The 25,380-nt window shown below is 61.6% G+C and carries 17 protein-coding genes; 6 read left to right on the top strand and 11 right to left on the bottom strand.

The genetic code is table 11. The annotated features are described in order from the left end of the window. The first annotated feature begins 261 nt into the window (after positions 1-261). Positions 262-459 carry a PA3496 family putative envelope integrity protein gene (locus C4J88_RS26985; protein WP_124365036.1) on the top strand — a complete coding sequence of 66 codons (198 nt, stop codon included), beginning with the start codon at positions 262-264 and terminating at the stop codon, positions 457-459. Here the strand turns inward: C4J88_RS26985 and C4J88_RS26980 are convergent. Next, positions 389-1,363: a LysR family transcriptional regulator gene (locus tag C4J88_RS26980; RefSeq protein ID WP_124368875.1), complete on the bottom strand. Its 975-nt coding sequence runs from the start codon at positions 1,361-1,363 to the stop codon at positions 389-391. The genes C4J88_RS26985 and C4J88_RS26980 overlap by 71 nt on opposite strands. Before the next feature lie 195 nt (positions 1,364-1,558). Here C4J88_RS26980 and C4J88_RS26975 point away from each other — a divergent pair, with 195 nt between their 5' ends. Continuing rightward, positions 1,559-2,974 (top strand): acetyl-CoA carboxylase biotin carboxylase subunit, encoded by a 1,416-nt coding sequence (locus tag C4J88_RS26975; protein WP_003195732.1) that lies wholly within the window; start codon positions 1,559-1,561, stop codon positions 2,972-2,974. Positions 2,975-2,985: 11 nt separating this feature from the next. Continuing rightward, on the top strand, positions 2,986-4,794 hold the full coding sequence (oadA, locus tag C4J88_RS26970) for a sodium-extruding oxaloacetate decarboxylase subunit alpha (protein ID WP_124368874.1): 1,809 nt from the start codon (positions 2,986-2,988) through the stop codon (positions 4,792-4,794). Positions 4,795-4,875: 81 nt separating this feature from the next. Here the strand turns inward: oadA and C4J88_RS26965 are convergent, their stop codons facing one another. After that, on the bottom strand, positions 4,876-6,186 hold the full coding sequence (locus C4J88_RS26965; RefSeq protein ID WP_124408538.1) for an autotransporter domain-containing protein: 1,311 nt from the start codon (positions 6,184-6,186) through the stop codon (positions 4,876-4,878). Positions 6,187-6,583: 397 nt separating this feature from the next. Between C4J88_RS26965 and C4J88_RS26960 the strand changes: the two genes are divergently transcribed. Then, positions 6,584-6,862, top strand: coding sequence for a helix-turn-helix domain-containing protein (locus C4J88_RS26960; protein WP_124408537.1), 279 nt, complete (start codon positions 6,584-6,586; stop codon positions 6,860-6,862). 3 nt (positions 6,863-6,865) lie between these two features. Here C4J88_RS26960 and C4J88_RS26955 read toward each other — a convergent pair whose 3' ends face one another. Together C4J88_RS26955 and C4J88_RS26950 are read right to left on the bottom strand one after the other, a co-directional pair. After that, positions 6,866-7,696: an amino acid ABC transporter permease gene (locus C4J88_RS26955; protein WP_124408536.1), complete on the bottom strand. Its 831-nt coding sequence runs from the start codon at positions 7,694-7,696 to the stop codon at positions 6,866-6,868. Continuing rightward, positions 7,693-8,514 (bottom strand): ABC transporter substrate-binding protein, encoded by an 822-nt coding sequence (locus C4J88_RS26950; RefSeq protein ID WP_124368870.1) that lies wholly within the window; start codon positions 8,512-8,514, stop codon positions 7,693-7,695. Before C4J88_RS26950 ends, C4J88_RS26955 begins: the two co-directional genes overlap by 4 nt. A 112-nt stretch (positions 8,515-8,626) precedes the next feature. Between C4J88_RS26950 and C4J88_RS26945 the strand changes: the two genes are divergently transcribed. Then, entirely contained in the window at positions 8,627-9,535 is a 909-nt protein-coding gene (locus tag C4J88_RS26945; RefSeq protein WP_124408535.1) for a homocysteine S-methyltransferase family protein, read from the top strand. Between the two features lie 125 nt (positions 9,536-9,660). On the opposite strand, the gene C4J88_RS26940 is transcribed toward C4J88_RS26945, so the two are convergent. From C4J88_RS26940 to C4J88_RS26930, 3 genes are read right to left on the bottom strand one after another with little or no spacing between them, the layout of a single operon-like run. Further along, entirely contained in the window at positions 9,661-10,332 is a 672-nt protein-coding gene (locus tag C4J88_RS26940) for a GNAT family N-acetyltransferase (RefSeq protein WP_124405706.1), read from the bottom strand. A 10-nt stretch (positions 10,333-10,342) separates the two neighbouring features. Then, complete coding sequence (locus C4J88_RS26935; RefSeq protein ID WP_124408534.1) at positions 10,343-10,789, bottom strand: GNAT family N-acetyltransferase; 447 nt, start codon at positions 10,787-10,789, stop codon at positions 10,343-10,345. Beyond that, entirely contained in the window at positions 10,786-11,424 is a 639-nt protein-coding gene (locus tag C4J88_RS26930) for an FMN-binding negative transcriptional regulator (protein WP_124368866.1), read from the bottom strand. The genes C4J88_RS26935 and C4J88_RS26930 overlap by 4 nt, the downstream gene beginning before the upstream one ends. An 87-nt stretch (positions 11,425-11,511) precedes the next feature. Between C4J88_RS26930 and C4J88_RS26925 the strand changes: the two genes are divergently transcribed. Further along, positions 11,512-13,053, top strand: a complete 1,542-nt coding sequence (locus tag C4J88_RS26925) for a PLP-dependent aminotransferase family protein (RefSeq protein ID WP_124408533.1) — start codon at positions 11,512-11,514, stop codon at positions 13,051-13,053. A gap of 5 nt (positions 13,054-13,058) precedes the next feature. On the opposite strand, the gene C4J88_RS26920 is transcribed toward C4J88_RS26925, so the two are convergent. The 4 genes from C4J88_RS26920 to C4J88_RS26905 form a co-directional block, all read right to left on the bottom strand. Continuing rightward, on the bottom strand, positions 13,059-17,687 hold the full coding sequence (locus C4J88_RS26920; protein ID WP_124408532.1) for a dermonecrotic toxin domain-containing protein: 4,629 nt from the start codon (positions 17,685-17,687) through the stop codon (positions 13,059-13,061). A gap of 190 nt (positions 17,688-17,877) precedes the next feature. Beyond that, positions 17,878-22,458 carry a DUF6543 domain-containing protein gene (locus C4J88_RS26915; protein WP_256659065.1) on the bottom strand — a complete coding sequence of 1,527 codons (4,581 nt, stop codon included), beginning with the start codon at positions 22,456-22,458 and terminating at the stop codon, positions 17,878-17,880. A 115-nt stretch (positions 22,459-22,573) separates the two neighbouring features. After that, the gene (locus C4J88_RS26910; RefSeq protein ID WP_124408531.1) at positions 22,574-23,551 is read right to left on the bottom strand and encodes an asparaginase; all 978 of its coding nucleotides are present in this window, start codon (positions 23,549-23,551) and stop codon (positions 22,574-22,576) included. A 77-nt stretch (positions 23,552-23,628) separates the two neighbouring features. Then, a complete protein-coding gene (locus C4J88_RS26905) occupies positions 23,629-25,074 on the bottom strand; it encodes a sodium:alanine symporter family protein (protein WP_124408530.1) in 1,446 nt (481 codons plus the stop codon). Positions 25,075-25,380: the final 306 nt, after the last annotated feature.

The following is a 25,380-nucleotide window of genomic DNA, read 5'->3' as shown; positions in this document are numbered from 1 at the left end:
TGTGGGAGGGGGGCAAGCCCTAATGCCAGTCTGTAGGAGCGAGCTTGCTCGCGAAAAACGTCAACGATAACGCGTGCTTTCTGAATGAACGCGGTGCCTGTGAGTTTTTCGCGAGCAAGCTCGCTCCTACAGAGGGCTCTAGGGCAAGCCCCCTCCCACATTTGCATCTTCTGTGTGCTCAGAATCTTCATCAGGCTGTCATAGCCCCGTCATCCTCCGCGACCATCCTGTACTCCCCGTACTCGCATTGGGAGACTCCAAATGGCCCGGCCCTACGAAGACAGTAACAGCACCGTCAAGACCCGTCGTCAGCAGGAAGACCAGCGCCGCATGGCGTTCCGTCGCGCAATCGAAGACCGCTGCGACCAGCGCCAACTGCTGCAGAGCATCAGTGACTACCCGGAACTCCATTGGCAGGCACCCTTGGCTGCCCAGCGAAACGCTCAGCCAGCGCGCTGATCTGCACCCGTTCGCTGCGGATAAAGCCCAGGAATGCGTGGGCCACCGGTGACAGCCGCTTGGCTTTGGCTTGCACCAGGCACCAACTGCGGTACAGCGGCAGTTCTTCCACCGGCAGCTCCTTGAGCCCGCCGGTGGCCAGCTCCAGGTTCAGGGCGTGGCGCGTCAGCAGGGCCACGCCCAACCCTGCAGCCACGCACTCGCGTTGCGCCTCGGCCGAGGCCACTTCCACCGTCTGCGTGAAGTGCACGCGTTTTTCCTTGAAGTACTCTTCGCAGGCCAGCCGCGTGCCGGAACCCGGTTCGCGGATGAGCAGGGTGTAGGGTTCCAGATCCTGCAGGCGTAGCGGCCCTTGTAGGCTCAAGGGGTGATCCGGCAGCGCCACGGCGACAATCGGATTATTCAGAAATGGCAGGAATTCCAGGCCCATGTCCTGAGGCACCATGGACATGATCACCAGGTCGTCACGGTTGTCCGAGAGCCGGCGAATCACCTGGGCGCGATTGACCACGGTCAGGTGCAATTGCACCTCCGGGTGTTGGCGCTTGAAGGCGGCGAACAAGTGCGGCACGAAGTACTTGGCGCTGGACTCCACCGCCAGCTTCAACTGGCCCTGCAGGGAGCCCTGCATGTCCGACAGCTGCATATCGAGATTTTCCAGGCGCCCGAAAATATCGCGGCTGGCCCGCTGCAAAGCTTCAGCGGCCTCGGTCATGTAGAGCTTTTTGCCGACATAATCGAACAGCGGCTGGCCAAGCAGCTCTTCGAGCTGGCGAATTTGCAGGCTGACGGCGGGTTGGGTGAGGGACATTTCCTCGGCTGCACGGCTGTAGGAACGCAGATCACACACTTCATTGAAAATCTGCAATTGACGCAATGTCATACGCATCAATGACTTACGCATTAAGTAACTCCTCATGCCCCGGTCGTCCGGCCAACTATAAGTCTTTACTTATACACAGCCCAACAATTATTGATTTTTGTTAATCCTCAAGTGCGCATAGTGTGTGTCTCGCGACTGTCATGAAACATTTGGTCACGCGTCGACTCGCCTACAACGGGTCGAAGAACGCAGCAATCGGCTCAAGGGAATTTCCAAGTGATAAAAAAGATCCTGATCGCCAACCGTGGTGAAATTGCCGTACGAATCGTGCGTGCCTGCGCCGAGATGGGCATTCGCTCGGTTGCGGTTTATTCGGACGCCGACCGCCACGCGTTACACGTCAAGCGTGCCGACGAAGCCCACAGCATCGGTGCCGAGCCCTTGGCCGGCTACCTGAACCCGCGCAAGCTGGTGAACCTGGCCGTGGAAACCGGTTGCGATGCGCTGCACCCCGGCTACGGCTTTCTGTCGGAAAACGCCGAATTGGCGGACATCTGCGCCGAACGCGGCATCAAGTTCATCGGCCCCTCGGCGGAAGTGATTCGCCGCATGGGCGACAAGACCGAAGCGCGCCGCAGCATGATCAAGGCCGGCGTGCCGGTCACGCCGGGCACCGAAGGCAACGTCGCCGATATCCATGAAGCCCTCACCGAAGGCGACCGTATCGGTTACCCGGTGATGCTCAAGGCCACCTCCGGTGGTGGCGGGCGCGGTATCCGTCGTTGCAACAGCCGCGAAGAACTTGAACAAGCCTTCCCCCGAGTGATTTCCGAGGCCACCAAGGCCTTCGGTTCGGCGGAAGTGTTCCTGGAAAAATGCATCGTCAATCCCAAGCACATCGAAGCGCAGATCCTCGGTGACAGCTTTGGCAACGTCGTGCACCTGTTCGAGCGCGACTGCTCGATCCAGCGTCGCAACCAGAAACTCATCGAAATCGCTCCCAGCCCCCAGCTCACCCCTGAACAGCGCGCCTATATCGGCGATCTGTCGGTGCGTGCGGCCAAGGCCGTGGGCTACGAGAACGCCGGCACCGTGGAGTTCTTGCTCGCCGAGGGCGAGGTGTACTTCATGGAGATGAACACCCGGGTGCAGGTGGAACACACCATCACCGAAGAAATCACCGGGATCGACATCGTCCGTGAGCAGATCCGCATCGCCTCGGGCCTGCCGCTGTCGGTCAAGCAGGAAGACATCCAGCACCGTGGCTTCGCGTTGCAGTTTCGTATCAACGCCGAAGACCCGAAAAACAACTTCCTGCCAAGCTTCGGCAAGATCACCCGTTACTACGCCCCCGGCGGCCCCGGCGTGCGTACCGACACGGCGATCTACACCGGCTACACCATCCCGCCGTTCTACGACTCCATGTGCCTGAAACTGGTGGTGTGGGCGTTGACCTGGGAAGAAGCCATGGACCGCGGCCTGCGTGCCCTGGATGACATGCGCCTGCAAGGCGTGAAGACCACCGCCGCCTACTACCAGGAAATCCTGCGCAACCCGGAATTCCGCAGCGGCCAGTTCAATACAAGCTTTGTGGAAAGCCACCCTGAGCTGACCAACTACTCGATCAAGCGCAAACCCGAAGAGCTGGCCCTGGCCATCGCCGCCGCCATCGCCGCCCACGCAGGCCTGTGAGGAACATTCCAATGTCTAAGAAAATCTTCGTAACCGACACCATCCTGCGCGACGCCCACCAATCGTTGCTGGCGACCCGCATGCGCACTGACGACATGCTGCCGATCTGCGACAAGCTCGACAAAGTCGGCTACTGGTCCCTGGAAGTCTGGGGCGGCGCGACGTTCGACGCCTGCGTGCGCTTCCTCAAAGAAGACCCGTGGGAGCGCCTGCGCCAACTGCGCGCCGCATTGCCTAACACGCGCCTGCAAATGCTGTTGCGCGGCCAGAACCTGCTGGGCTACCGCCACTACAGCGATGACGTGGTCCGCGCGTTCGTTGCCAAAGCCGCCGTTAATGGCATCGATGTGTTCCGCATCTTCGATGCCATGAACGACGTGCGTAACCTGCGCGTGGCCATCGAAGCGGTCAAAGCCGCCGGCAAGCACGCCCAGGGCACCATCGCCTACACCACCAGCCCGGTGCACACCGTCGAGGCGTTCGTGGCCCAGGCCAAGCAACTCGAATCCATGGGCTGCGACTCGATCGCGATCAAGGACATGGCCGGCCTGCTGACGCCCTACGCCACCGGCGAACTGGTCAAGGCGCTGAAAGCCGAGCAGAACCTGCCGATCTTTATCCACTCCCACGACACCGCGGGTCTGGCCGCGATGTGCCAACTCAAGGCCATCGAAAACGGCGCCGACCACATCGACACCGCCATCTCCAGCTTCGCCTGGGGCACCAGCCACCCGGGCACCGAGTCGATGGTCGCCGCCCTCAAGGGCAGCGAATTCGACACCGGCCTGGACCTGGAACTGCTGCAGGAAATCGGCCTGTACTTCTATGCCGTGCGCAAGAAATACCACCAGTTCGAAAGCGAGTTCACCGCTGTCGACACCCGCGTGCAAGTCAACCAGGTGCCCGGTGGGATGATTTCCAACCTGGCCAACCAGTTGAAAGAGCAGGGCGCGCTGAACCGCATGAGCGAAGTGCTCGCCGAAATCCCCCGCGTGCGTGAAGACCTTGGCTTCCCGCCGCTGGTCACCCCGACCTCGCAGATCGTCGGCACCCAGGCGTTCTTCAACGTGCTGGCCGGCGAGCGTTACAAGACCATCACCAACGAAGTGAAGCTCTACCTGCAAGGCGGCTACGGCAAGGCGCCGGGCACTGTGAACGAGAAGCTGCGCCGCCAGGCCATCGGCAGCGAGGAGGTGATCGACGTACGCCCGGCTGATTTGCTCAAGCCGGAAATGACCAAGCTGCGCGGTGAAATCGGCGCGTTGGCCAAGTCCGAAGAAGACGTGCTGACCTACGCCATGTTCCCCGACATCGGCCGCAAGTTCCTCGAAGAGCGCGACGCCGGCACCCTGGCGCCGGAAGTGCTGCTGCCGATCCCTGAAGCCGGCGGCGTGGCCCGTGCCGGTGGCGAAGGCGTGCCGACCGAGTTCGTCATCGATGTGCACGGTGAAAGCTACCGCGTGGACATCACCGGTGTCGGGGTGAAAGCCGAAGGCAAGCGCCACTTCTACCTGTCCATCGACGGCATGCCCGAAGAAGTGGTGTTCGAACCGCTCAACGAGTTCGTCAGCAGCGGCGGCAGCAAGCGCAAGCATGCCACCGAGCCAGGCCATGTCAGCACCGCGATGCCAGGCAATATCGTCGACGTGCTGGTCAAGGAAGGCGACATGGTCAAGGCCGGCCAGGCGGTGTTGATCACCGAGGCGATGAAGATGGAAACCGAAGTGCAGGCCTCCATCGCCGGTAAAGTCACCGCCGTGCATGTGGCCAAGGGCGACCGCGTGAACCCTGGCGAAATCCTGATTGAAATCGAAGGCTGATACCTAGCCTTCGACACTACCGCTTAAACCTCGGGGGGCATGTGCCCCCTTTTTTTTGCCTGCTGATCAGGCATTGGCGCCTTAGAACGCCATCGCCCACTGCCCCATCAATCCCTGGTTGCGACTCGTGCTGCCGAACTCGGCGGTGTAGGCCAGGCCCACGGTGTGTTCAGCCGACAGTGCCATGTCCATGCCGGTACGCAGCGCCAGGCTGTTGCGGTCCAGAGCAGTGCCGCCGATGGTGAACTCGCTGTTGAAGTCCTCTCGTTTATTCCAGGCAAATGACTGGCGAACGCGACTGTTAACGTCGCCATACAGGTGTTTCCATTGGGTGCTCAGGTGCGGTTTGAGGGTCATCTGGTCGCCCATTGCAACGTCGTGGCTCAAGCGAAGACCGAAGGTGCTACTGAAGTTTTGCTGGGTTTGTGCACCCACGTCCAAAGCGCTATAGCCGCCTTTTTCCTGGAAGCGGTCGCGCTGATAACGTTGAAAACCTGCGCTGGCAAAGGGCTCGGCGTGCAAGCCGCCGATATCCAGTTGATAGCCCGCCTCTGCGAATACGTTTTGGCTCTGGGCGTTGTACTTGCCGGTGAGGTTCTGGCGATGGTCAATGAGGTCGAAATCGACCGTACGTTTGTTTTTCCCGGTATGGCTGCTGTAAAGCGCGCCCAGGCGCAACGCCAGTAGTCCGTCTTGACGCACGGCGTAAGCGCCCAAGTGCCAGCTGTCCAGATCACCCTTGAAACGCGTGGCGTTCAGTTCACTGCCGGACTTGCCGCCGACTACGCCCACCCGCCATGCGTGGTCGATTGACCAGTCAGCACCCAGCAGCAGGCCTTGGCTGCGTTGTTTCAGACCGGCACTGCCGTGTTGGGCATCGAGGCTGCCGCTATTGCCCAAGCCTTGGAACCACACGCGTCCCGTCTCGCTGGCGTGGTTGTCCGGCAGACGTATTGCCGACAACAGGCTGTCGTTCAATTGTTTCATGCTGTTTTGGGTGGCGGTGCCCAAGTTGGCGTTCTGGCTGCCTGCCAATTGCTCAAGCACGGCACCTAGCCTGCCTGGCTCCAAAGTGCTCAGGTGCTGGCCGTATTGCTCAAGTTGGTCTTTTTCCCATTCGTGCAGTTCGTCCGACGCCAGCAGTGTGTCCACTGCGGAGTCCAGCACATGGGCGACGCTCAAGCCGTTGCGGCTGGTAGCCGTGTTGGCGAAGTAGAAGTCTTCAGGCGCCGGGAGGGCCGGTTCAAAATATTGTTTTCCACCGTTCACCGGAGCCGGCTCAAGCCATTCACTGTCTGGCTCGATGTCGCCGCGTGCCTGCACCTGTTGAGTGCTGATCGCTGCGAACGCCAGGGTGATGGCCAGTGTGAGTTGTTTGTGTATGAGCGGCATGTAAACCCACCTCTTAATGTATGAGGCTGGGAATTTAGCGGGGTGCCGGGGGGATAAATGTCAGGCCGGGGGCTGCGGATTTGCGGGAGATGTCTTTAGTCCGTTGCGATTAAGCACTAGGGCTGCGATTGAGTGTGCTGATATGTATTTAAATGCGTATTTCGCGCTTTGACTGGCAGCTTTATGCACTATATTGCAAATGTGACGACGAATCTTAGTAGGCAGGTGCATTAAATTGCAAATCGAATCGACATTAAAGCTCACGGTACAGGTCTTCGCCAACGACCGATGGCAGGACGCTATGGATCTGGAGTTTCTTGAGCCATCCAGCGGTTTTATGGGGCCATGCCGGTTCGGCTATGCGCTTGGATCAGCACCTGATTAAGTGGGGTTTGAGATGAGTCTGTCCGTGGAGCAAAGGGCGCAACTGATTGCGGCTATCGAAGAAGGATTGGCCGAGGGTTCGCTCGAACTGGGGAACGCGGTGCGACGTTTGCGTGTCGAGGTGACGGGATTGCACCAGAGTCAGTTTGCGCGCATGTGCAAAATTTCTGTGCGCACGCTGGTGCATATCGAACAGGGTGAGGGTAACCAGACGCTGAAGACGCTGGACGCGGTACTGCGGCCTTTTGGTTTGCAGATGGGCGTGATCCGAGTTCGACGCCCGCTCTACTAACCTTCACCTACGGCCCGCATAGCCCTTGCCATAGTGCCGCTCCATGCGCGCCTGGATCAGCTCCAGTCCGAGAGACATCACCCAATAGATGATTGCCGCCGTGGTGAGCATCTCGATATAGCGATAGCTTGAGCGCCCATAGGATTGTGCGAGGAACATCACTTCCCACACGCCCATCACCGAGATCAGCGACGAGTCCTTGAGCATCGAGATGAACTGGTTGGTGGCCGGCGGGACGATGGTGCGCATGGCCTGGGGCAGCGTAACGTGCCAGAAGATCGCGCTGTCGCGCATGCCCAGGGCCAGTGCCGCTTCCCGTTGGCCGTGGGGCACGCCGAGGATACCGGCGCGGAAGATTTCGCTCAGGTAGGCGCCGTAGTTCAGCGACAGCGCGATGATCCCAGCGACGATCGCACCCGGAACCAGGCCCAGTTGCGGCAGGCCGAGGTAGATCAGCAGGATCTGGATCAGCAGCGGCGTACCGCGAAAAAATGAGGCATAGAACGTGGCGATGCCGAAGGCCACGGCGCTTTTCGACACGCGTCCCAGCGCGGTGACAAAACCCAGCACCGACGACGCCACGATCGAACACAGGCACAGAAACAGCGTCAGCGCCGCGCCTTGCAGGAAGCCGTTGGGCGCCAGGTGCACGCCAACCAGGTTGGGCAGCTTGTCGAGGATGATCGAGAACTTCAGGTCAAAGCTCAGGAAGAAGCTGGCAAACAGGCAAAACAGCGCGGCCCAGGTCAGGAACAGCCGCGTGCGAAAGCCGAACAGCCGCCGCAGCCGCGACGTGGTTACCGGGGGTTGGGGCGGGGTCGGGAATGCGGTCATTGGCTGATGTCGGCGCCGATCCATTTTTGCGACAGCTTGCTCAAGGTGCCGTCCTGCTTGAGCTGGGCGAAGACCTCACGCACTTTGCTGTCCCACTGCGGGTCGCCTTTTTCGATGGCGACCGAGTTGGGCTCGGAGTAGAGCGGCTCGCCGGCCAGCTTGAAGCGCTTGTCGGCGGTCAAGCGTGGCTGTGCGGTCACCAGGTTGGTGAGGATCGCGTCCAGGCGCACGCCGGCGCCCAAGCCGAGGTCTTGGAAGGCCACGTTATCGGTGTCGTACGGCGCGATCTGCACGTCCTCGAACGGATACTGCAGTTGCGTGTCTTCGGCGCCTTCGATCACCAGGTTCTTGTTCAGATAGCTCTCGTAGCTCGATGCGCTGGTCAGGCCGACTTTCTTGCCGCTCAGGTCCTTGGCGCCGTGGATGCGGTCATCCTTGGCATTGACCACGATCACCGCAGGCGAGGCGTAGTACTCCACCGGGAAATCGAACACTTCGGCGCGCGCCTTGCTCGGGGTCATGGAGCAGATGCAGATGTCGTAGCGCCCGCTCCAGCGGCCGGCGGCGATCACGTCCCAGGACGGGGTTTCCAGGCGAAGCTTCACGCCCAGTTTTTGTGCCACGGCCTTGGCCACGTCGACGTCGAAGCCGTCGAGTTGGTTCTGCTCATTGAGAAACGAAAACGGCGGATAGCTCTCCATCAGCACGCCCACCAGTTCTTTCTTTTGCTCGATCCGATCCAGGGTGGTACCGCCGAAGGCCTGAGTGGAGGCAGCGAGCATGGTCAGGCCCAGGGCCAATAGCGGTTTAAGTTTCAAAGCAGACACCTGAAGAAAAAAGAGTTGTGATGAGCCGACTGGTGCGTATTAAATAGTTATAAGAACGACTCTCATAGTGAGTTATTTTCATAAGCATATGAGTAAAAGCTATATGAGCGCACAACCTACAGTAATTCTCGATGGTGGCATGGGCCGTGAGCTGCAACGCCGTGGCGCGCCGTTCAGGCAGCCGGAGTGGTCGGCGCTGGCGTTGAGTGAAGCGCCTCAGGCGGTTGAGGCGGTGCACGCGGCGTATATCCAGAGCGGCGCCAACGTGATCACCAGCAACAGCTACGCCGTTGTGCCCTTTCATATTGGTGAGGCGCGGTTCGCCGCCGAAGGCCAGGCGCTGGCGGCGCTCGCTGGTGAATTGGCCCGCCGTGCGGTGCAGGCTTCAGGCCAGGCGGTGCGGGTGGCGGGTTCATTGCCGCCGCTGTTCGGTTCTTATCGGCCGGATTTGTTCGAGCCTGGGCGGGTGAGCGAGCTGCTGACGCCTCTGGTGAACGGCCTGGCGCCCCATGTCGACCTGTGGCTGGCGGAAACCCAGAGTTCCATCGCCGAGGCGCGGGCGATCCAGGCCGGGCTGCCGAAAGACGGTAAACCGCTCTGGCTGTCGTTTACCTTGAAGGACGAAGACACGGACGAGGTGCCACGCCTGCGCTCAGGCGAACCGGTGGCGGACGCCGCCGAAGCGGCAGCGCAGTTGGGCGTGGAGGTGCTGCTGTTCAACTGCAGCCAGCCGGAAGTGATCGGCGCGGCGATTGACGCTGCCCGCCAGACGTTCGAACGGCTTGGCGTGGCGATCCAGATTGGCGCCTACGCCAACGCGTTCCCGCCGCAACCCAAGGAGGCCACGGCCAACGATGGCCTCGACCCACTGCGCGATGACCTTGACCCACCCGGCTATCTGCACTGGGCGGCCGATTGGCAGGCGCGCGGGGCCAGCCATCTGGGCGGCTGCTGCGGCATCGGGCCGGAGCATATTGCGGTGCTGGCCAAGCACCTGACCCCAATCGGTTAAGGCTTTTTGCAGGAGCGCTCGCGAAGAACCGGGGGCCTCCACGTTTATCCAGTATGAACGTGTTGCCTGGGCGTTTTTCGCGAGCAAGCTCGCTCCTACAGGGGCATTGGGGCGCACCCCTCGTTTCAATTTCTGCACTCGGCCAGCGTTTTCAGCTGCCCGGAGCTGGTCTGGTTAGCCTCCGACAGCCACTGTTCGAACCCCGCGTCAATCGCCGGCCATTCCGAATCCAGCATCGAAAACCATGCCGTATCGCGGTTCTGGCCCTTGACCACCATGTGCTGGCGGAATACCCCTTCGAAACTGAAACCCAGGCGCTCGGCTGCGTATCGGGAGCGGGCGTTGCCGTTGTTGCATTTCCATTCCAGGCGGCGGTAGCCCTGCTCGAACGCATACTTGGCCAGCAGATACACCGCCTCGGTGCTTTTCGGCGAGCGCTGCATCGGGGCGCCGAAGGTGACATGGCCGATTTCGATACGGCCCTGGGCCGGGACGATGGACATCAAACTCAGGATGCCCTGCACCTCATCGTTGGCGCGGTCGACCACACTGAAGAAATACGGGTCGGTGCTGGCCGCGTGGTTGTTCAACCACACATCGAACGCGGCGCGCTCGGCAAACGGGCCGTAAGGCAGATAGTCCCACAACTTCGGGTCTGCGCCGGGGCCTTCGAGGGCTTGCCAGAGCTGATCGGCGTGGCGCGCGGGGTCGAGTTTGACCAGGCGGATAAAACGTCCTTCGAGCAGTTGAGCCGTGGGCGCCGGAACGCCTTTCCAGTCAGCGAGGGAGATCGACATGCTGCGCTCCTTAAAGGGCTTTGCGAAATTGAATTAAACCTGGGCGTTCAGCGATGCGCTCATAGAGCTGGATCGCCGTGGCGTTGGTCTCGTGGGTCAGCCAATGCACTTTGCCGCAGCCATCGGCCTTGGCCGTGGCATAGACGAACTCGATCAGTTTGCGACCGACACCGGTGCCGCGATGGGCCGAGTCCACCAGCAGGTCTTGCAGGTAGCAGGAGTTCTCGATACTCCAGTTGGAGCGATGGTAGATGAAGTTGACCATGCCCACCGCCTTGCCACCCTGCCAGGCCAGGGCCGAATGGGTCGGCTCGTCGGCGTCGACCAGGCGTTGCCAGGTACTTTGGCTGACTGCGTCCGGCAATTGGGTGTTGTAGAACGTCAAATACGCCTGCCACAGCGGCAACCAGGCGGTGTGGTCGGCGGCGCTGACCTGGCGAATCTCGAGCGGGCTCATTCTGGAACTCCTTGGGGCATAAAGCGGGCGAGGGTCTGGTCGCGTACGTCGACACTGGCGGCCAGGCCGTTGCGCACCCCGGCGATGTCGGCCGGGCTGCGGTTCTGGCTGAGCTTGCGTTTGCCGATCAGGCGATCGATGGGCAGCGCGAAGCCGACGATGGCCTTGAGCATGCCATCAATGTAGTCGGCCGGGGCGTCGCTGACTTTCCAGGGCTGGGCGCGATTGCACTCGTGGCGGTCGGTAAGGGCGCTGACCACGTCGAGCAAACGTTCGGCATCTGTAAACACCTCGGCCGTGCCGTAGGCATGCACCGCGATGTAGTTCCAGGTGGGCACCACTTTGCCGTGCTCGGCCTTGGCCGGGTAAAACGCCGGGCTGACGTAAGCATCGGCGCCGGCAAAGATCACCAGGGCTTCGCTGCCGTTTTGCAGGTCTTTCCACTGCGGATTGGCCCTGGCCAGGTGCCCGTACAACGTGCCATTGGGGCCTTCATCGGGATTCAGCAGTAGTGGCAAATGGCTGGCCTGCAGGCCTTGCTCGCCAAAGGTCACCAACTGCGCCAGGCGTGTGTGCTGGATCAGTTGGTGTAATTCGGGCAGGTCTTCGAGGACAAAGGCGCGTGGTGTGTACATGAATATTTTCCTTGGCGAATGCCTGCATCCTAGGCAGGCTAATGGTCCGTTGTAAGAGCCATCCAAGGTCAATTTCGTAGGTCCAATATGTCAGCACTCTCGCCGCCTCTGTCATTTAACCCGGCCGGTATCGAGCTGGACCGGCGCCAGGGCCTCACGCGCCAACTCTATGAGGCCCTGCGCCTGCGCGTGCTGGACGGGCGCCTGGTCAGCGGCACGCGTTTGCCCGCCAGCCGTGATCTGGCTGCGGCCCTGTCGATTTCCCGCAACAGCGTGGTGCGCGCCTACGATCAGCTGTACGCCGAGGGGTTTATCGAAGGCCGGGTGGGAGATGGCACTTATGTCGCCCAACTGCCTACCCCTAAAATTTTATCCACAAAACTATCCACAGGCTTACCAACAGGCTTATCCCCAGCCTTATCCACAAAATGCACGAATTTGCCGGTGGATCTGGGTGCCGAAGTTATCCACAGTCCGGCCCTGGACCGTCTGCAACACAACCATTTATCCCAACCGCCGACCGGGCCGCCCAAGGCGTTTCGCGTGGGGGTGCCCGCCTTCGATCTGTTCCCTTTTGAGGTCTGGGCCAAGCTGAACGGGGCTTTCTGGCGCAAGCCGGACCTGGAACAGTTGTGCTACGGCGACCCCGCAGGCGACGCACGCCTGCGTGGGCTGATCGCGGCTTACCTGCGCAGCTCGCGAGGCATGCAGTGCACGGCTGAGCAAATAGTGATCACCAGTGGTGCACAGCAGGCAATCAGCCTTTGTGCACAATTGCTGGTGGAGCCCGGCGACGGGGTCGCGGTGGAGAACCCAGGCTATCGTGCAGCCGGCCACGCATTCGCCTTGGCTGGTGCGAACCTGCGGGGTGTGCCGGTGGACAGCGAAGGTATCGACTGCCAGACCCTCAATGGCCTGGAAGACTGCCGCCTGGCCTATGTCACACCCTCCCATCAATACCCGCTGGGCGTGGTGATGAGCCTGGCGCGGCGCCTGGAACTGCTGGCCTGGGCCGAGCGCACCGGTGGCTGGATCATCGAAGACGACTACGATGGCGAATACCGCTACAGCGGTGCGCCGCTGGCGCCCCTGGCCGCGTTGGACCGCAGCGGGCGCGTGCTCTACGTCGGTACCTTCGGCAAAGTGGCGTTCCCGGCCCTGCGTCTGGGCTATCTGGTATTGCCGCCGGGTCTGGTGGATGCGTTCTCCCGGCGCCGCGCCGTCGACATGCGCCACTCGGAAGTCAGCACTCAGGCGGTGATGGCCGAATTCATGGCGGCCGGGCATTTCCAGCGCCATATCCGCCGCATGCGTCGCGCCGCCCTGAGTCGGCGCAATGCCTTGCTGGCCGGCTGGCCCAGCGGGCTGCCCGGTGTGGACAACCTGCCCGCTGTTGCAGCGGGCCTGCACCTTACGGTTCGGGTAGACAGCCTGGCCCGTGAGCAGCAGTTGCTGGCACAAGCCCGCGGCGTGGGCGTAGAAATCAATGGCCTGAGTAGCTATTGGCTGCCCGATTCAAGCCCGGCACCGGATCAACGCGCCGGCCTGGTGCTGGGGTTTGCCGCCGTGCCTGAGGCAGCCATTACCCAGGCCCTTTCGCGTCTGGGCAAAGCCTGGCTCAGCGGCTGACCCACTCAGCTCTGGAAGAACAACGAGCGCGCCAGCTGCGGGCTGATTTCACTGCGGTACACCGCAATCTGGTCCCGGTCGCTCAGGCCTGCGCGCTCCATGGCTCCGCCAAGTTTGCGCTGCTCGCGGGTTTTCAGATGACCGGCAAAGAAATTTTCGGTCGCGGCTTGCACGGAATCGTAGTGAAAGTGCGCATACCACAACGCGGCACGGCTCTGGTGATCGCGCACTTCGTATTCGTCCAGATAGTTCTTGCCGGGGCCCTTGAGACGCTTGCGGGTAACGACCTTTTCAATCTTCACCAATCCCTGTTCGTGCAGCCATTCCACCCGCGCTGCGGTGGGCGGTTGTTCTTTGGTCATGCTGATGCGGGTGTCGGTGCCCAGTTTGTAGAGCCGCTGCGCAGCGTCGTTGAGGTTTTTGTTGAGGGTGGCGGCGGAAGGACGATCGCTTTCGGTGAGGTTGAGCCGCGTCAGTCCTTCCTCGATGCTGCTCACCGAGCGCTCCAGGCGTGCGGCGTACTGGTGCAGCATCTCTTCGATTTCCACCGGGATGCACCCGGCTTTTCTGGAGTGCGCAAGGATACGCTGGGTGACGGCCTGCTCTTCGTCCAGCAAACCTTGCCCGGCGTTCATGCCCGCATTCAGGTCAACGGTGTGTGGCTCTGCACGGCTTGGGGACGGGCTTTCCCGTTCGACCCAGACCCCCGGTGTTTTCTCATGGAACGTGGCGATGAGCCTGCCCGTCATTGGCGCCTTGACGTCCACCAGGTGGCTTTGCGTCGCGCGAGGTTCGCCCACCACCACGCCATTGAAGCGGGTCTTGATGACTTTGCGCTTGGGCGTAGGCGGCGGCTTTGACGTACCCGGCTTGGGTTCAAGGGTCTTTTTCTCGCGCAGCAGCCGCGCAAGCTCCACCACCGCCTGCTGATTGAAACCGTCGATTTCCTTGCGAAGGTCCTCCAGGGTTTCCCGGTTTACCTGCTCCGGGTGTTCGGCGTGCAGGTCCAGCAGGCGTTGGTCGACGATGGCGAATTGGTCGGCCACGCTGTTGAGCACCTCGATGCGCTCATCCAGGCCGCTGACGTTGGCTTCGATCAGGGTTTCAACCCAGTTTTGAATGTTGAGGTCGGCAATCTCGACAATTTCGCCGATCTGGGTGCGGGCATCGATAAACGCCTCGCCGTCGCCTTCGCGGATACACAGGTAACGCGTCAGGGTGACTTGCAGGGCCTTGAGATCGTGCAGCCGCATACCGGGCAACGCGCGCATGGTGGTCTGTGCGACCTTCGCGCCTTCCATGCCAAGTCCTTCCAGTTCACGGTAGCGCGACTCGGCGTATTCCAGGCGGCTGATCATTGCCTTGTTCAAATTCGCCATGACCTGGGCAGCTTCGGCCTGCTTCTTGGGTTCAAGGGCGGACAGGGTCTCGATGTGCTCGAGGGTCCAGAGCAGTTTTTCACGAAACTCGGGGAGGCTTTCAGCCACGGCGGATCGGGTCAGCAGCAATTGCTTGTTCAGGTAGTCGGTCATGCTGCTCTGGTAATTGGGCACCGAGTCGATGATGTTCAGTGCGCGCAACTGGCGGATGGGTGTCTCGTACTGTTCCAGGCGAGCGTCGACCTTTTCGATGAATGCCTGGCGCGTTGTGTCCCTGGACGGCCCGGGCTCGCGGACGATGGCGTCAAATACGGCAGCGACTTCCGCCTGCCCGCGTCTTTCATCGGCATCGAACGCAGTGAGGCTCTCACGCAATTCCTTGATGCGCGAAGGGGCCTTGCTTCGCGCCACCCGGCGGCGATTCCTGAAGCCGGCGCCGCGCAGGCGCAGGCGCGTGTCGACAAACCATTGGCCGGCCAGGTTGCCCGTCAATGCCGGGCCGGTTTGCGAAGATTGGCGGGGGTCGACGACCACCACGTTGTCGTTGTCGTCGACGGTGACCTCGAACCAGCGTTTACCGACCTGCGCGTACCATTTGCCGGCCAGGCCATGGAGATGCAGGTGCGGGCCAGGCTCCTTGTTCGATTCGCCCAACCCTTCCGGTTTAGAGATTTTGAAGCGATCCAGCGTCGCCGCCAGGCTTGAAGGTGTGCGGCTCAGCGCCCCTTGGATGTGCAATGGACCCTGATGTTCAGCGGGTAGCTCGGCTTCGGACAGGTCCGGTTGCTTGGTCACGATGGGTTTCCTGGGCACAGGCGCTGCCTTTTCTGGCTCTTCGACCAGCTTCGGTTCGGGCTCGAGCGCAAAACCTTCGGCGCTCTTTTTCGGTGATGAGTGGCGCAGGGTGACGTGCATCACCAGCGCCATGCCCAGATTGAGGAGCAGGTCGATCTGCGCCGTCCATGAGGTTGTCCCGTCAGGTCCAGGCTCTTGCTCGGTGGCTTCTTGCAGGTCGTCCATGATTTGCCAGATCCAGGCCGCGATCCCGGCTGTGCGCCCGAGGAAGGGCAGGGCCGCGCCGAAAATCTGCCAGGCGGCCTGTCGATAGCTTGCCCAGCGCTTCTGGGTGTTGGATACCGATTGCTGCTTGGCCAGATCAATCATGGCATTGGCGTTGGCCTCGAACAGCATCCCCAGGACGTCACCGGTCAGCACTTCATCGCTCAGGCCGATAGGCCCGCTCATTTGCAGGACCACCTCGGGCTCCACCAGCACCCGCGCCACGGTCCACGGCGAAGGCAGTTTGTCGGGGAATACGTATTGCTCGTAGTTGAAGCGCGAACTTTCCGGCAGCCAGGCCAGGACCGACTCGCGCAGCAGGTGACTGTGCTTGATGGCATACAGCAGGTTTTGCCGGGTGGGGTATTGGAACAGCACCGGCTCGAGCAGCGGGCGATAAAGCACGCAGGGACCCTGGGTGTGATCGCGAGGGCCGATCACGAACATATTGGCGACCACATCCTGCTCATGACCGGGTCGCAGCGTCGGGATGAAAGCCAGGCGGCGAATAACGATCTCCTGCCCCTCGACCTGGCGGTCGTGCTGCTGGGCCTGGACAACGGCTGCAACATAGCGATAGCCGAGAGAGTTGAGCCCATTCTCACCCTTGATCTTCCACTGCAGGGCTTGCAGCGGTAATTGCACTCGCAGGTTTGAAACGTAGAGCAGTTGGCGGGCCTTGGACTCGAACGGGTCCGTGAGCAGGGTGCTCTTGATCAGTGCCGGATAGTGCTTGCCGATATCGATGGCTTCGATCAGTTGCTTCAAGTAGTCGTAGGTCAGCCAGTCCGGGGCGTCGCCACCGTTGTAGCGCACGCTCGCTGTACCCGTCGGCAAACCGGTGAGGTTTGCCAGGGCCAGGTCGATCAGGCTGTGGCGCGTGATGTCACTGCTTCCCGGCACCACAAACGTACCCCAGAGCACCGGGCTCTCGATGCTGACTTCAACCTTGTCCAGGTTCAGGCCGGCGCCATTGGGATGGGCCTGGATTTTACTGCGCAGTTGCGCCCGGGCGTAGTCGCGGATCGATGCGATACCGTCATCAAATTGCAGGCCTTGGTTGTGCGTGTGCAACTGGGCCAGATCAATGACGCCTCGGCCGTAAGTGGATATGTCGAGGTCCGAGGCGTCCGCCAACCATTCGGGCAGTTGCTGATGAATCTGGCGGATGTTCGACAGCGAGTGATCGCTCAGGTCGTCGATCACCGGCACGACGTTGATCACGGCCTGGTCGCTGATGCCTTTTCTGGTGGAAGATTTTTGGGTGCGCAAGCCAAACGCGCCGATAACCACCAGTTGCAGGGTGATCATGGCGAAGGCCTGGCTGTCGAAGAAATTCCCAGGGGGTTGATACAGCCGCCATTGCACGTCCAGCTCGGGGTGATACGGGTTCAACCTGACCGGCAGGACTTCGCCCAGTTGCTGCATCGAGTCGAACTTCTCGTAACCCTCGACCAGGGAGTACGTCAGGATCCGCTGCTTCTGCTCATGGACGCCGATCAGTACCGCTATGTCCGCCAGGCCCGCATGCACGGTCTTGTTGTTTTGGCGTACGTCCATGTCGATCAGGTAGACATTGATCGGGTACGGATCGCCTTCTTGACGGCCAGTCGGATCCGGCAATCGGAACAGCGTTCGAGCCATGGCGCAGTCGTGTTCATCCCAGCCTTCCAGCTTGTTGAGGTTCCACACCTTGCGCAGGGACTGGGAAAGTATCTGCCAGCGCGGGCCGGCGGTGCCATTGGACGCGTTCCAGTGGTCCAGTTGCTGCTCCTGAAAGGCGACGAAAATCAGCGCCGACAGCTCGTTGAGCAACCGCGCAATGGCGTCGATTTTCACCGGCAGGTGGACTGCGGGTACTGCGTGGGGGTGTTGGGTGAGGAAATGCTCGCCGTCGATGTAGATCACCGGCGCGGGCGCCAACGCTTGCCGAGCGAGGACCGTGGTCAGCGAGTCGACATACGGCTCCGCCGGTTGGAGAACATCGTCAATGATGCTCCAGCGCGGCGTAATCACCATGGCCAGGTCAGGCTCGATATCCAGCGTCGGAAACTCTTCGCGCAGCGCCGTACGCAACAGGGTTGAGGCGACCTCGCGCATCGAAGGGCCGGTGGTCAGTTGTGTCAGCAGATCGTAGGTGCTGGGAGGAAGGTTGCGGGCGACGGGGTCGTCGTTTCGGGATGAGTCATTGGGCATCTGCAGCTCCTTGCGAGCAGTCGAACGAGAGAGTCGCAAGGTAGTGTCCAAAGATGCCCTGGGGACGGTAGATAGATAAAACAGCCAGGGCGCGCAGTCCCTGGCCGACGCTTATCAGGTCCCGGACTTGATCTTGCTCCAGGCGCGGGTTCTGGCGGGGTTTGGCAGGAAGCAGCAAGGAGTGTGCCGTTCAGTGGTCGAAAAATAAGCGCTTGGCCGCTTCCAGGTTGATCTCGCTGCGGAAATAAGCAATTTGCTGTTGCTCATTGAGCCCTTGCATGGAATCGGCCAGCGACCCCTTGCGGTACTCCTGGGGCGTTTTCAAGCGCGCGGAAATAAAGGACTTGGTCGGCGTCCAGGCCGCCGAGTAATGAAAGTGCGCATACCACAGCACCTCATGGCTGTAGCGTTCGCTGATGGTGTATTCATCCAGATAATCCGGCACGGTGCTCTTGAGCCGACGCCGCTTGATGACCTTCTTGATGATGATCGCGTTGCGGTCCTTGAGCCACTCAACCCCGGCGGGGGTCGGGGCATGTTGCTTGATCATGCGCATCATGTGATCGGAGGCGAGTTTATAAAGCGCCTGCGCCGCGTCGTTGAGTTGTTTGCCGAGGCTGGCTGCCGAATGTGAGTGGGTGTCTGTGGTGGTGTTGTCGCGAGCCAGCGCCTTCTCGATGTGCCGGTTGGTTTCTTCCAGCAGCAAAGCATGCCGGTGATACAGGTACTCGATGCCGACGGCGGTGCGATCCTGCTTTTTTGCCTGCTCGACGGCGCGCTGCTTGAAGGCTGCCAGACCGTCCAGCAGTGCCCGGCCGTGGTCCAGGCTGACCTGGAGGTCGGGCACCACATCCTCGCCTTCGGGCGTGGTGACACGTTGCACCCACATGTTCGGGCTTTTCTCATGGAAGGTTGCGATGACCTGCTGGGTCAGCGGTGACCGGATATCCACCATGTCGGTTTCAAGACCGATGGGCGTCAGCCGAGGTTCACCGATCAGTACGCCGTTGTAACGGGTGTGGATGAATTTTTTCAGCGGCCTTGGCGGTGTCTGCGGTGGCGTCGGCCGGTTTCGGAAGACGTCACGCTCGGCGTGCAACAGGCTCAAATGCTGCAGGGCCTCCTGGGAAAATTCACGCAACTTCAGACGCAGGCCTTGCAGCGGGTCCGACAGGACCACGGCGGGAAACTCCTGAGGGAAATCGTCCAGGCGTTCATCGATGACCTTGAATTGCTCGATCAGGCTGCCTAGCGAGTCGATACGTTCATCCAGGCGTGATTCGCTGCGCTCGTGCAGGGTGTCGCGCAACGCCTGGACCGAGAGGTCGGCGCTGTCGACGATCTCGTCCATGGCCTTCCAGGCATCGGGTTCGGTGGACGCGCTGGTTTTTTCCAGGCACAGGTTGCGCGCCAGGGTCACCTGCAGTGCCTTGAGATCGGTGCTGGTGTAGGCCGGCAGTCGCTTCCTGGCGTCCTGGATCAGGCGCATTCCGTCCTGGGCCAGGGTACGCAGTTGGGCGAATCGCGTTTGCGTGTAATCCAGGCGCGCGATCATGTCCTCGCTCAGCTCGGTCATTTGTTGCGCGCCCGCCACCTCGCGCTGCCCGGTTTCGCGGCTCTGGCGTTCGATCTGGTCCAGGGTGGTCTTGAGCTTGGGGGTAAAAAGGGTTTGCGCTTCGCGGATTCCGGCTTCGTTGAGTTCCAGTTGCGCGCGTACGTAGCCCAGGGCCTTTTGTTGATAGTCGGGCACTGAGGTGAACACGTTCAGGCGCTTGAGTTGCTGCAGCGCCGTTTCATAGTCGGCGCGCTGGGTGCCGAGCTTCTGCAGGTAGAGTTCGCGCTTGGCGGCGGCGGAGGTTCCAGGCGCTTCGGTCATGGCCCGATGGGTTTGCTGCAGCTCGCTTTGCGCGGTTTTTTTCGCGTTTTCGAAAGCCACCAGTTTGTCGCGTACTTCGGCGGCCTGCAGGGTCGCTTCGGCTTTCGCCAGCTTGAGCATCCGTTTGGGGCCGCCGCCGCGCAGGCGCAAGCGGGTGTCGATAACCCACTGGCCCGCCGCACTGTGAAACAGCGTCGGCCCTGTCCGCTCGGGCTGCTGCGGGTCGATGATCATGACGGTATCGTTCTCGTCCACGGCGACTTCAAACCAGCGTTCGCCGACCTGGGCGTAGTACTTATGGTCGTGCCGGGTCAGGTGTTGGTGCGGCCCCTGGTTCGTTTCGACGGTGCTCGGCTCGTGCGGCTTGCCCACCTTGAAGCTGTCCAGCACACGGCCCAGTGTGGCTGGCGCCCGATTGACCGCGCCGCTGGTGTGCAGCCATCGCGCATGGCCGGGTGGCAACTCATGGGTGGCAATCGTTTCCAGTTGGAGGGTTTCCACGGTGGGCAGCGGCGCTGGGTTGATGAGCGTGGGTTCGGGCTCCCGGCGACGGCCCGCAGGCCGCAGGCGCATGCTGATGTGCAGGGTAATCGCGGTCGCGAGGTTGAGCAGCACATCGGTGAGCGCCGCCCATTGCTCGGGTTTTGCGCCGTCCTCCCAGGCAATGACGAACTGTTGCACTTGCTCGACGACCTGCCAGATCCAGGCGCCGGTTGCCACGGTCGGGCTGGCAAACGGCAGTGCGGCATTGAGCAGCGTCCAGCCGGCATGCTTGAGCGTCTCCCAGCGGTTTTCCGCATTCGATACCGACTGGCGATCGGCGAGTTTGATCAGGGCTTGGGCATTGGCTTCATAGAGGTCGGCAAACAGATCGCCGTCGAGCGTGCGTTCACCCAGGCTTATCGGCCCACTCATGGTCCACTGTGTCGTGGCGTCCACCAGAAAGTCCGCGACGGCCCACGGCGAGGGCAGTGCCCCGGGGAACACATAATTGGCGTAATGGTTGCGCGTGTCATCAGGCAGCCACGCCAGCACTGACTTGCGCAGGTCGGGGGACTGGGCGATGGCATACATCAGGTTGGCGTGGGAAGGATATTGGATCAGGGCCGGGTCGAACTGCGGCCGATACAGCAGGCAGGGGCCGGCGGAAGAGCCCTTCGCGCCGATCACGTACATGTTTTCCACCTCGTCCGGCGAGCCATCGCTGCGGCGCTGGGGCACGAAGGCCAAGGGCCGGATGACAATGTCTTGCCCGTCGACCTTGCGGTCCTCGGCGTCAGCCTGCATCGCGGCGGCGACGTAGCGGTAGCCTTGTTCATCAATCCCGTGTTCGCGGCGAATCTTGCATTGCAGGGCCAGCAGCGGCAGTTGGATGCGCAGGTGATGGGCAAAGAGACGCTTTCGCCGCGAAGCTTCGCTGGTGATTTCCAGCAGCTTGCTGTTGATCAGTGCCGGGTACTGCTTGCCGATATCGGCCTTGCTGACAAGGCTTTCCACATAGTTGACGGTCATCCATTGCGGCAACGGCCGCTCATTGCTTTGGAGCAGCGTCTTGTTGCCCAGCGGCACCGCGACCAAGTTCTGCAAGGCCAGTTCGCTGAGGCTGAAGGTGGTGGTGTCCGTCTGTCCCGGCACGGTGAATGTGCCCCACACGACCAGGCTTTGAACCCGGATGCTGAGCTTGTCCAGCGGCAGGTGCAGCGCCTCTGGATGCTCCTTGAGCATTTCGGCCGTCAGCGCCTCAAGCGCATATTGCTCGATGGGCGGGATATCGTCCTGGTAGGACTTGCCCAGGTTCATGCTTTGCAGGGCGGCCAGGTCTTTCAAATGCCGCGAATAGAAACCCAGGTCAGAGAGAGAGGCTTGCCGCAGCCAGTCCGGCAGCAATTGCCGGTACCAATCCAGGGGCGGCCCGTTTTTGGCGATCTGCTCGGGGGTAACCAGCGCCGGTGCCGTCTCGGGTTCATCGTCGATGGAAAAATCCTGGGTGCCGATGGCCTCGATCTGCAAGGCGATCAGGCTGCAGGCCTGGTGGTCGAAAAAGTCGCCGGTCGGTTCGAACAGCCGCCACTGGATTTTTTTTCGCGTGGCCGATGGGCTCAGCCGGTCCGGCAGGCTCTGGCCAAATTGCTCCAGCGAGGCGAATTTTTCATACCCCTTGAGCAGGGAGTAGGTGAGGATAATCTCGCGTTCGTCCCGTCGACCGATCAGTACGGCTGTCGAGCATTCGTTCAAATGCGTGACTTTTTCGTCGTCGACCTGATCGATGTCGATCAGGCACGCTCGCAGGTTGTAAGGGTCATTGAGCCGCCCGCTACGGGCCGGGGCGTGAAACAACAGGCGAGCCATGGCGCAGTCGTCGTCATCCCAGCCGTCCACCCTCTGAACATTCCACGCTGCCCGCAATGAGTTGGAAAACCCATGCCAGCGCGGGCCGTTGTCGGTGCTGTGGTTCCAGAATTCCACCTGCTGTTCCTGGAACGCGGCCGGCATCACCGGCGCCAGGGTGTTGAGGGTGTGGGCGATGTCGACAATGCGCACGGGCAGCAGCATCGGCGGGTCGGTCAGCGGTTGCTGGGTGAGGAAGTGCTCGCCTTCGATGTACGTTGTCGTCCCGCCGACTACGGACTGTCTGGCCAGGATGTCGCTGAGGGTTTGATAGAACGTCAGCCCGGGGACGATCTTGTCCTCGACGATTTCCCAGGATGGGCTGCCGACCAGGCTGAGGTCGGGATTGATGTCGAGTGCCGGGTACTGCTCTTGTAAGGTCTGGCGCAACAACACTGAGGCCACTTCTCTGAATGAGGGCCGTGCAGTGAGTTGGGTGAGCAGGTCCAGTGTCAGGTCCGCAGGCTTGACGGATGGCGGCTCAAAAGTTCGGCTGTGCGTAGTCATGGGGCATCCCTGTCTGGCCGGTTGATGGAAGCGACCCGAGGTCTCCACTCGGGTGTTCCATGCTAGGTACCGGCCAGTCAGGGCAGGGGGTGATTATGTAGCGGTCGACGCTGGCTCAGCGCAGCTCCCCACACAGGTCCAGTTCGACCAGGCGGCGGGTATCGGCAGTGGCCAGGCCGGCACCCAGCAGGGCGTTGAGCTTGCCGAAGGCCGCTTCGCGGGTCATGCCGCCGCCTGACAACACGCCCACGCCGCGCAGGCGGCTGCCGGCTTCATACACATCCAGTTCCACGCCGCCTTCATGGCATTGAGTGATGGCGACTACCACGATGCCCAGGTCCTGCGCACGTTGGAGGCTGGCGAGAAACGCCGGATTGTCGCTCGGCCCGGTGCCGCTGCCGAAGCATTCCAGGATCAGCGCGCCGATCCCGCTGTCGATCAGCGCATCCAGTTGCCCGGCGCCGATCCCTGGCACCAGCGGCAACACGCCGACGTTGGCCAGGGCCTTGGGCTGGCGATAATCCAGGGCGGCGGGAAGCGACTCGGCCTTGGCCGCGCCGCCGTTGCGCTGCAGCGCGGCGAAGGGATGGCGCCCAAAGCTGCGGATCTTCGCGCAGCGGGTCGGTGCCATCAGCGCGCCGTGAAAGTACAGGTGCACGCCCGGTGCCAGGCCTTCGCCCAGCGCGGCCAAGGCGCCACTGACGTTTTCCCAGGCATCGCTGTCGGGCACACCGGCCGGCAGCATCGAGCCGGTAAATAGCACCGGTGCCGGCAGGCCCAGCAGTTGGAAACTCGTGGCTGCCGCGCTGTAGGCCAGGGTGTCGGTGCCATGCAGGATCAGCACCGCGTCGCAGCCTTCGTCAACGGCTTCGACCACGGCGGTGCGCAGGCGCTGCCAGTAGGCGGGCGTCATGTTGGCGCTGTCGATCAGCGGGGACATTTCCCGGAAACGCCAGGCGGGCGCTTGCAGGTTGGCGAACTGGTCACGCATGCGGGCTTCGAATCCGGAAGCGGGTGCCAGTCCATTGGCGCTGGCCTGCATGCCGATGGTGCCACCGGTGTAGAGCACCATGACGTTATTGGCTGGTTGCATTTGAAAATCTCCTGAACGAAAAACGCCGCCGGGCCCAGAGCATGCCCAAGGCCAGGCGGCGTGTCATCTGTCTACGCTCAGCGTTGCACTTGAGCGTTCAATTCAGCCGCCGGGGAAGCTTGCGGTTTTACCGGATTCGCCGGCCAGGCCTTGCGGTCGAGGTCCAGGTCGGGGAACTGGCTGGAGTCGAACACCGGGGTCTTGATGCCTGCGGTGCGCTGGTTGTCGTAGTCGTTCAGGATGCGCATGGCGATCTTGAACAGGAACGCCAGGGCGAACAGGTTGACGAACGCCAGCATGGTCATGGTGATGTCGGCGAAGGCGAACACGGTGCCCAGGTTCTCGATGGAACCCCAGAAAATCAGCACCAGCACCAATGCGCGGTAGCCCATCAGCACCTTGCGGTTGTTGCCGACCAAGAAGCGCAGGTTGCTCTCGCCCAGGTAGTAGTTGTACATGATCGAGGTGAACACGAACAACGCCAGGGCCACCGAGATGAACATGCGCCCCCAGTCACCCACCACCGCCGCCAGGGAGTTCTGGGTCAGGGCAATGCCGTCGCCTTCAAAACCCGGGGTGTAGAAGCCGGAGAGCAGGATCAGCAAAGCGGTGCAGGTGCAGATCACAAAGGTGTCGAGGAACACGCTGAACGCTTGCACCACACCCTGGGCGATCGGGTGTTCCACCGACGCCACGGCTGCCACGTTAGGCGCGCTGCCCAGGCCGGCTTCGTTGGCAAACACGCCGCGTTTGACGCCCATGATGATCGCGCTGCCCACCAGGCCACCGAAGGCCTGGTCGAGGCCGAACGCGCTCTTGACGATCGTCGCGAGCATGGCCGGCACGTGGTCGAATTGCAGCACGATCACGTACAGGGTCACGGCGATGTAGACCAGGGTCTTGACCGGTACCAGCAGGTCGGCGATCGAGGCGATACGCTTGATCCCGCCGATGAACACCAGGCCCAGCAGCACCGCCAGCGCGAGGCCGGTGTAGGTGGTGTCGAGGCCGAAGGCGTTATTCAGCGAGTGGGTCACGGCATGGGCTTGCAGGCCGTTGAAGGCGAAACCGAAGGTCACCAGCAACAGGAACGCCATCACCATTCCCAGCCAACGTTTGTGCAGGCCGTGCTGGATGTAATAAGCCGGCCCGCCACGGTAGGTGCCTTCGGCGTCGGTGCGCTTGTATAACTGGCCCAGGGAGCACTCGATGAAGCTCGAAGACATGCCCACCAGCGCGGTGACCCACATCCAGAACACGGCACCGGGGCCGCCCAGGGTCACGGCAATGCCGACGCCGGCGATATTACCGGCACCGACGCGGCCCGCCAGGCTGAGCATCAGCGCCTGGAATGAACTGAGTTGGCCGGAGCTGCTCTTGAGGCTGTCGCGAAACACCGAGAACATGTGGAAAAAGTGACGCAACTGCACGAAACGCGAGCGAATCGTGAAATAACCGCCGAGCCCGACAATGAGCACGATCAGTACTTTCCCTGAGAGGAAGTCGTTGATGACTTCGAGCATGGAGTGTTCCTCGCTGATTTTTCTAATGGCAAACGCAGGACGGTCCGACACATCGTATGGCACCAGGCAGTGCACGACGTTCGACCCCAATCCTTTTGCGGGTGTTGTTATTCATGCGGTTTCGCGTTGTACCCGGGCCTCGTTACCGACGGCCGCAGACGCGAAGAGGGGCGGCACTATACCTAGGCGAATGTGATCCGTCTGCCTGGGCCGATTAAAGGTTTCAGCCAGGCCGTTACAGGAGAGGTGGGTTTGCGGTGCGATATTGGATTTTTTATGGGCGTCATTTCACAACCTCAGAGCAAA

Source organism: Pseudomonas sp. R4-39-08 (assembly GCF_003852275.1).
Lineage (GTDB): Bacteria > Pseudomonadota > Gammaproteobacteria > Pseudomonadales > Pseudomonadaceae > Aquipseudomonas.
Note: the sequence above shows the minus strand (reverse complement) of the source record. Positions and strands in the feature narration are given on the sequence as shown.

Coding starts and splice junctions, on each gene's coding strand:
- C4J88_RS26985 (WP_124365036.1), top strand. CDS start 262: ATGGCCCGGCCCTACGAAGACAGTAACAGCACCGTCAAGACCCGTCGT.
- C4J88_RS26980 (WP_124368875.1), bottom strand. CDS start 1,363: ATGCGTAAGTCATTGATGCGTATGACATTGCGTCAATTGCAGATTTTC.
- oadA (WP_124368874.1), top strand. CDS start 2,986: ATGTCTAAGAAAATCTTCGTAACCGACACCATCCTGCGCGACGCCCAC.
- C4J88_RS26965 (WP_124408538.1), bottom strand. CDS start 6,186: ATGCCGCTCATACACAAACAACTCACACTGGCCATCACCCTGGCGTTC.
- C4J88_RS26960 (WP_124408537.1), top strand. CDS start 6,584: ATGAGTCTGTCCGTGGAGCAAAGGGCGCAACTGATTGCGGCTATCGAA.
- C4J88_RS26955 (WP_124408536.1), bottom strand. CDS start 7,696: ATGACCGCATTCCCGACCCCGCCCCAACCCCCGGTAACCACGTCGCGG.
- C4J88_RS26945 (WP_124408535.1), top strand. CDS start 8,627: ATGAGCGCACAACCTACAGTAATTCTCGATGGTGGCATGGGCCGTGAG.
- C4J88_RS26940 (WP_124405706.1), bottom strand. CDS start 10,332: ATGTCGATCTCCCTCGCTGACTGGAAAGGCGTTCCGGCGCCCACGGCT.
- C4J88_RS26935 (WP_124408534.1), bottom strand. CDS start 10,789: ATGAGCCCGCTCGAGATTCGCCAGGTCAGCGCCGCCGACCACACCGCC.
- C4J88_RS26930 (WP_124368866.1), bottom strand. CDS start 11,424: ATGTACACACCACGCGCCTTTGTCCTCGAAGACCTGCCCGAATTACAC.
- C4J88_RS26925 (WP_124408533.1), top strand. CDS start 11,512: ATGTCAGCACTCTCGCCGCCTCTGTCATTTAACCCGGCCGGTATCGAG.
- C4J88_RS26920 (WP_124408532.1), bottom strand. CDS start 17,687: ATGCCCAATGACTCATCCCGAAACGACGACCCCGTCGCCCGCAACCTT.
- C4J88_RS26915 (WP_256659065.1), bottom strand. CDS start 22,458: ATGACTACGCACAGCCGAACTTTTGAGCCGCCATCCGTCAAGCCTGCG.
- C4J88_RS26910 (WP_124408531.1), bottom strand. CDS start 23,551: ATGCAACCAGCCAATAACGTCATGGTGCTCTACACCGGTGGCACCATC.
- C4J88_RS26905 (WP_124408530.1), bottom strand. CDS start 25,074: ATGCTCGAAGTCATCAACGACTTCCTCTCAGGGAAAGTACTGATCGTG.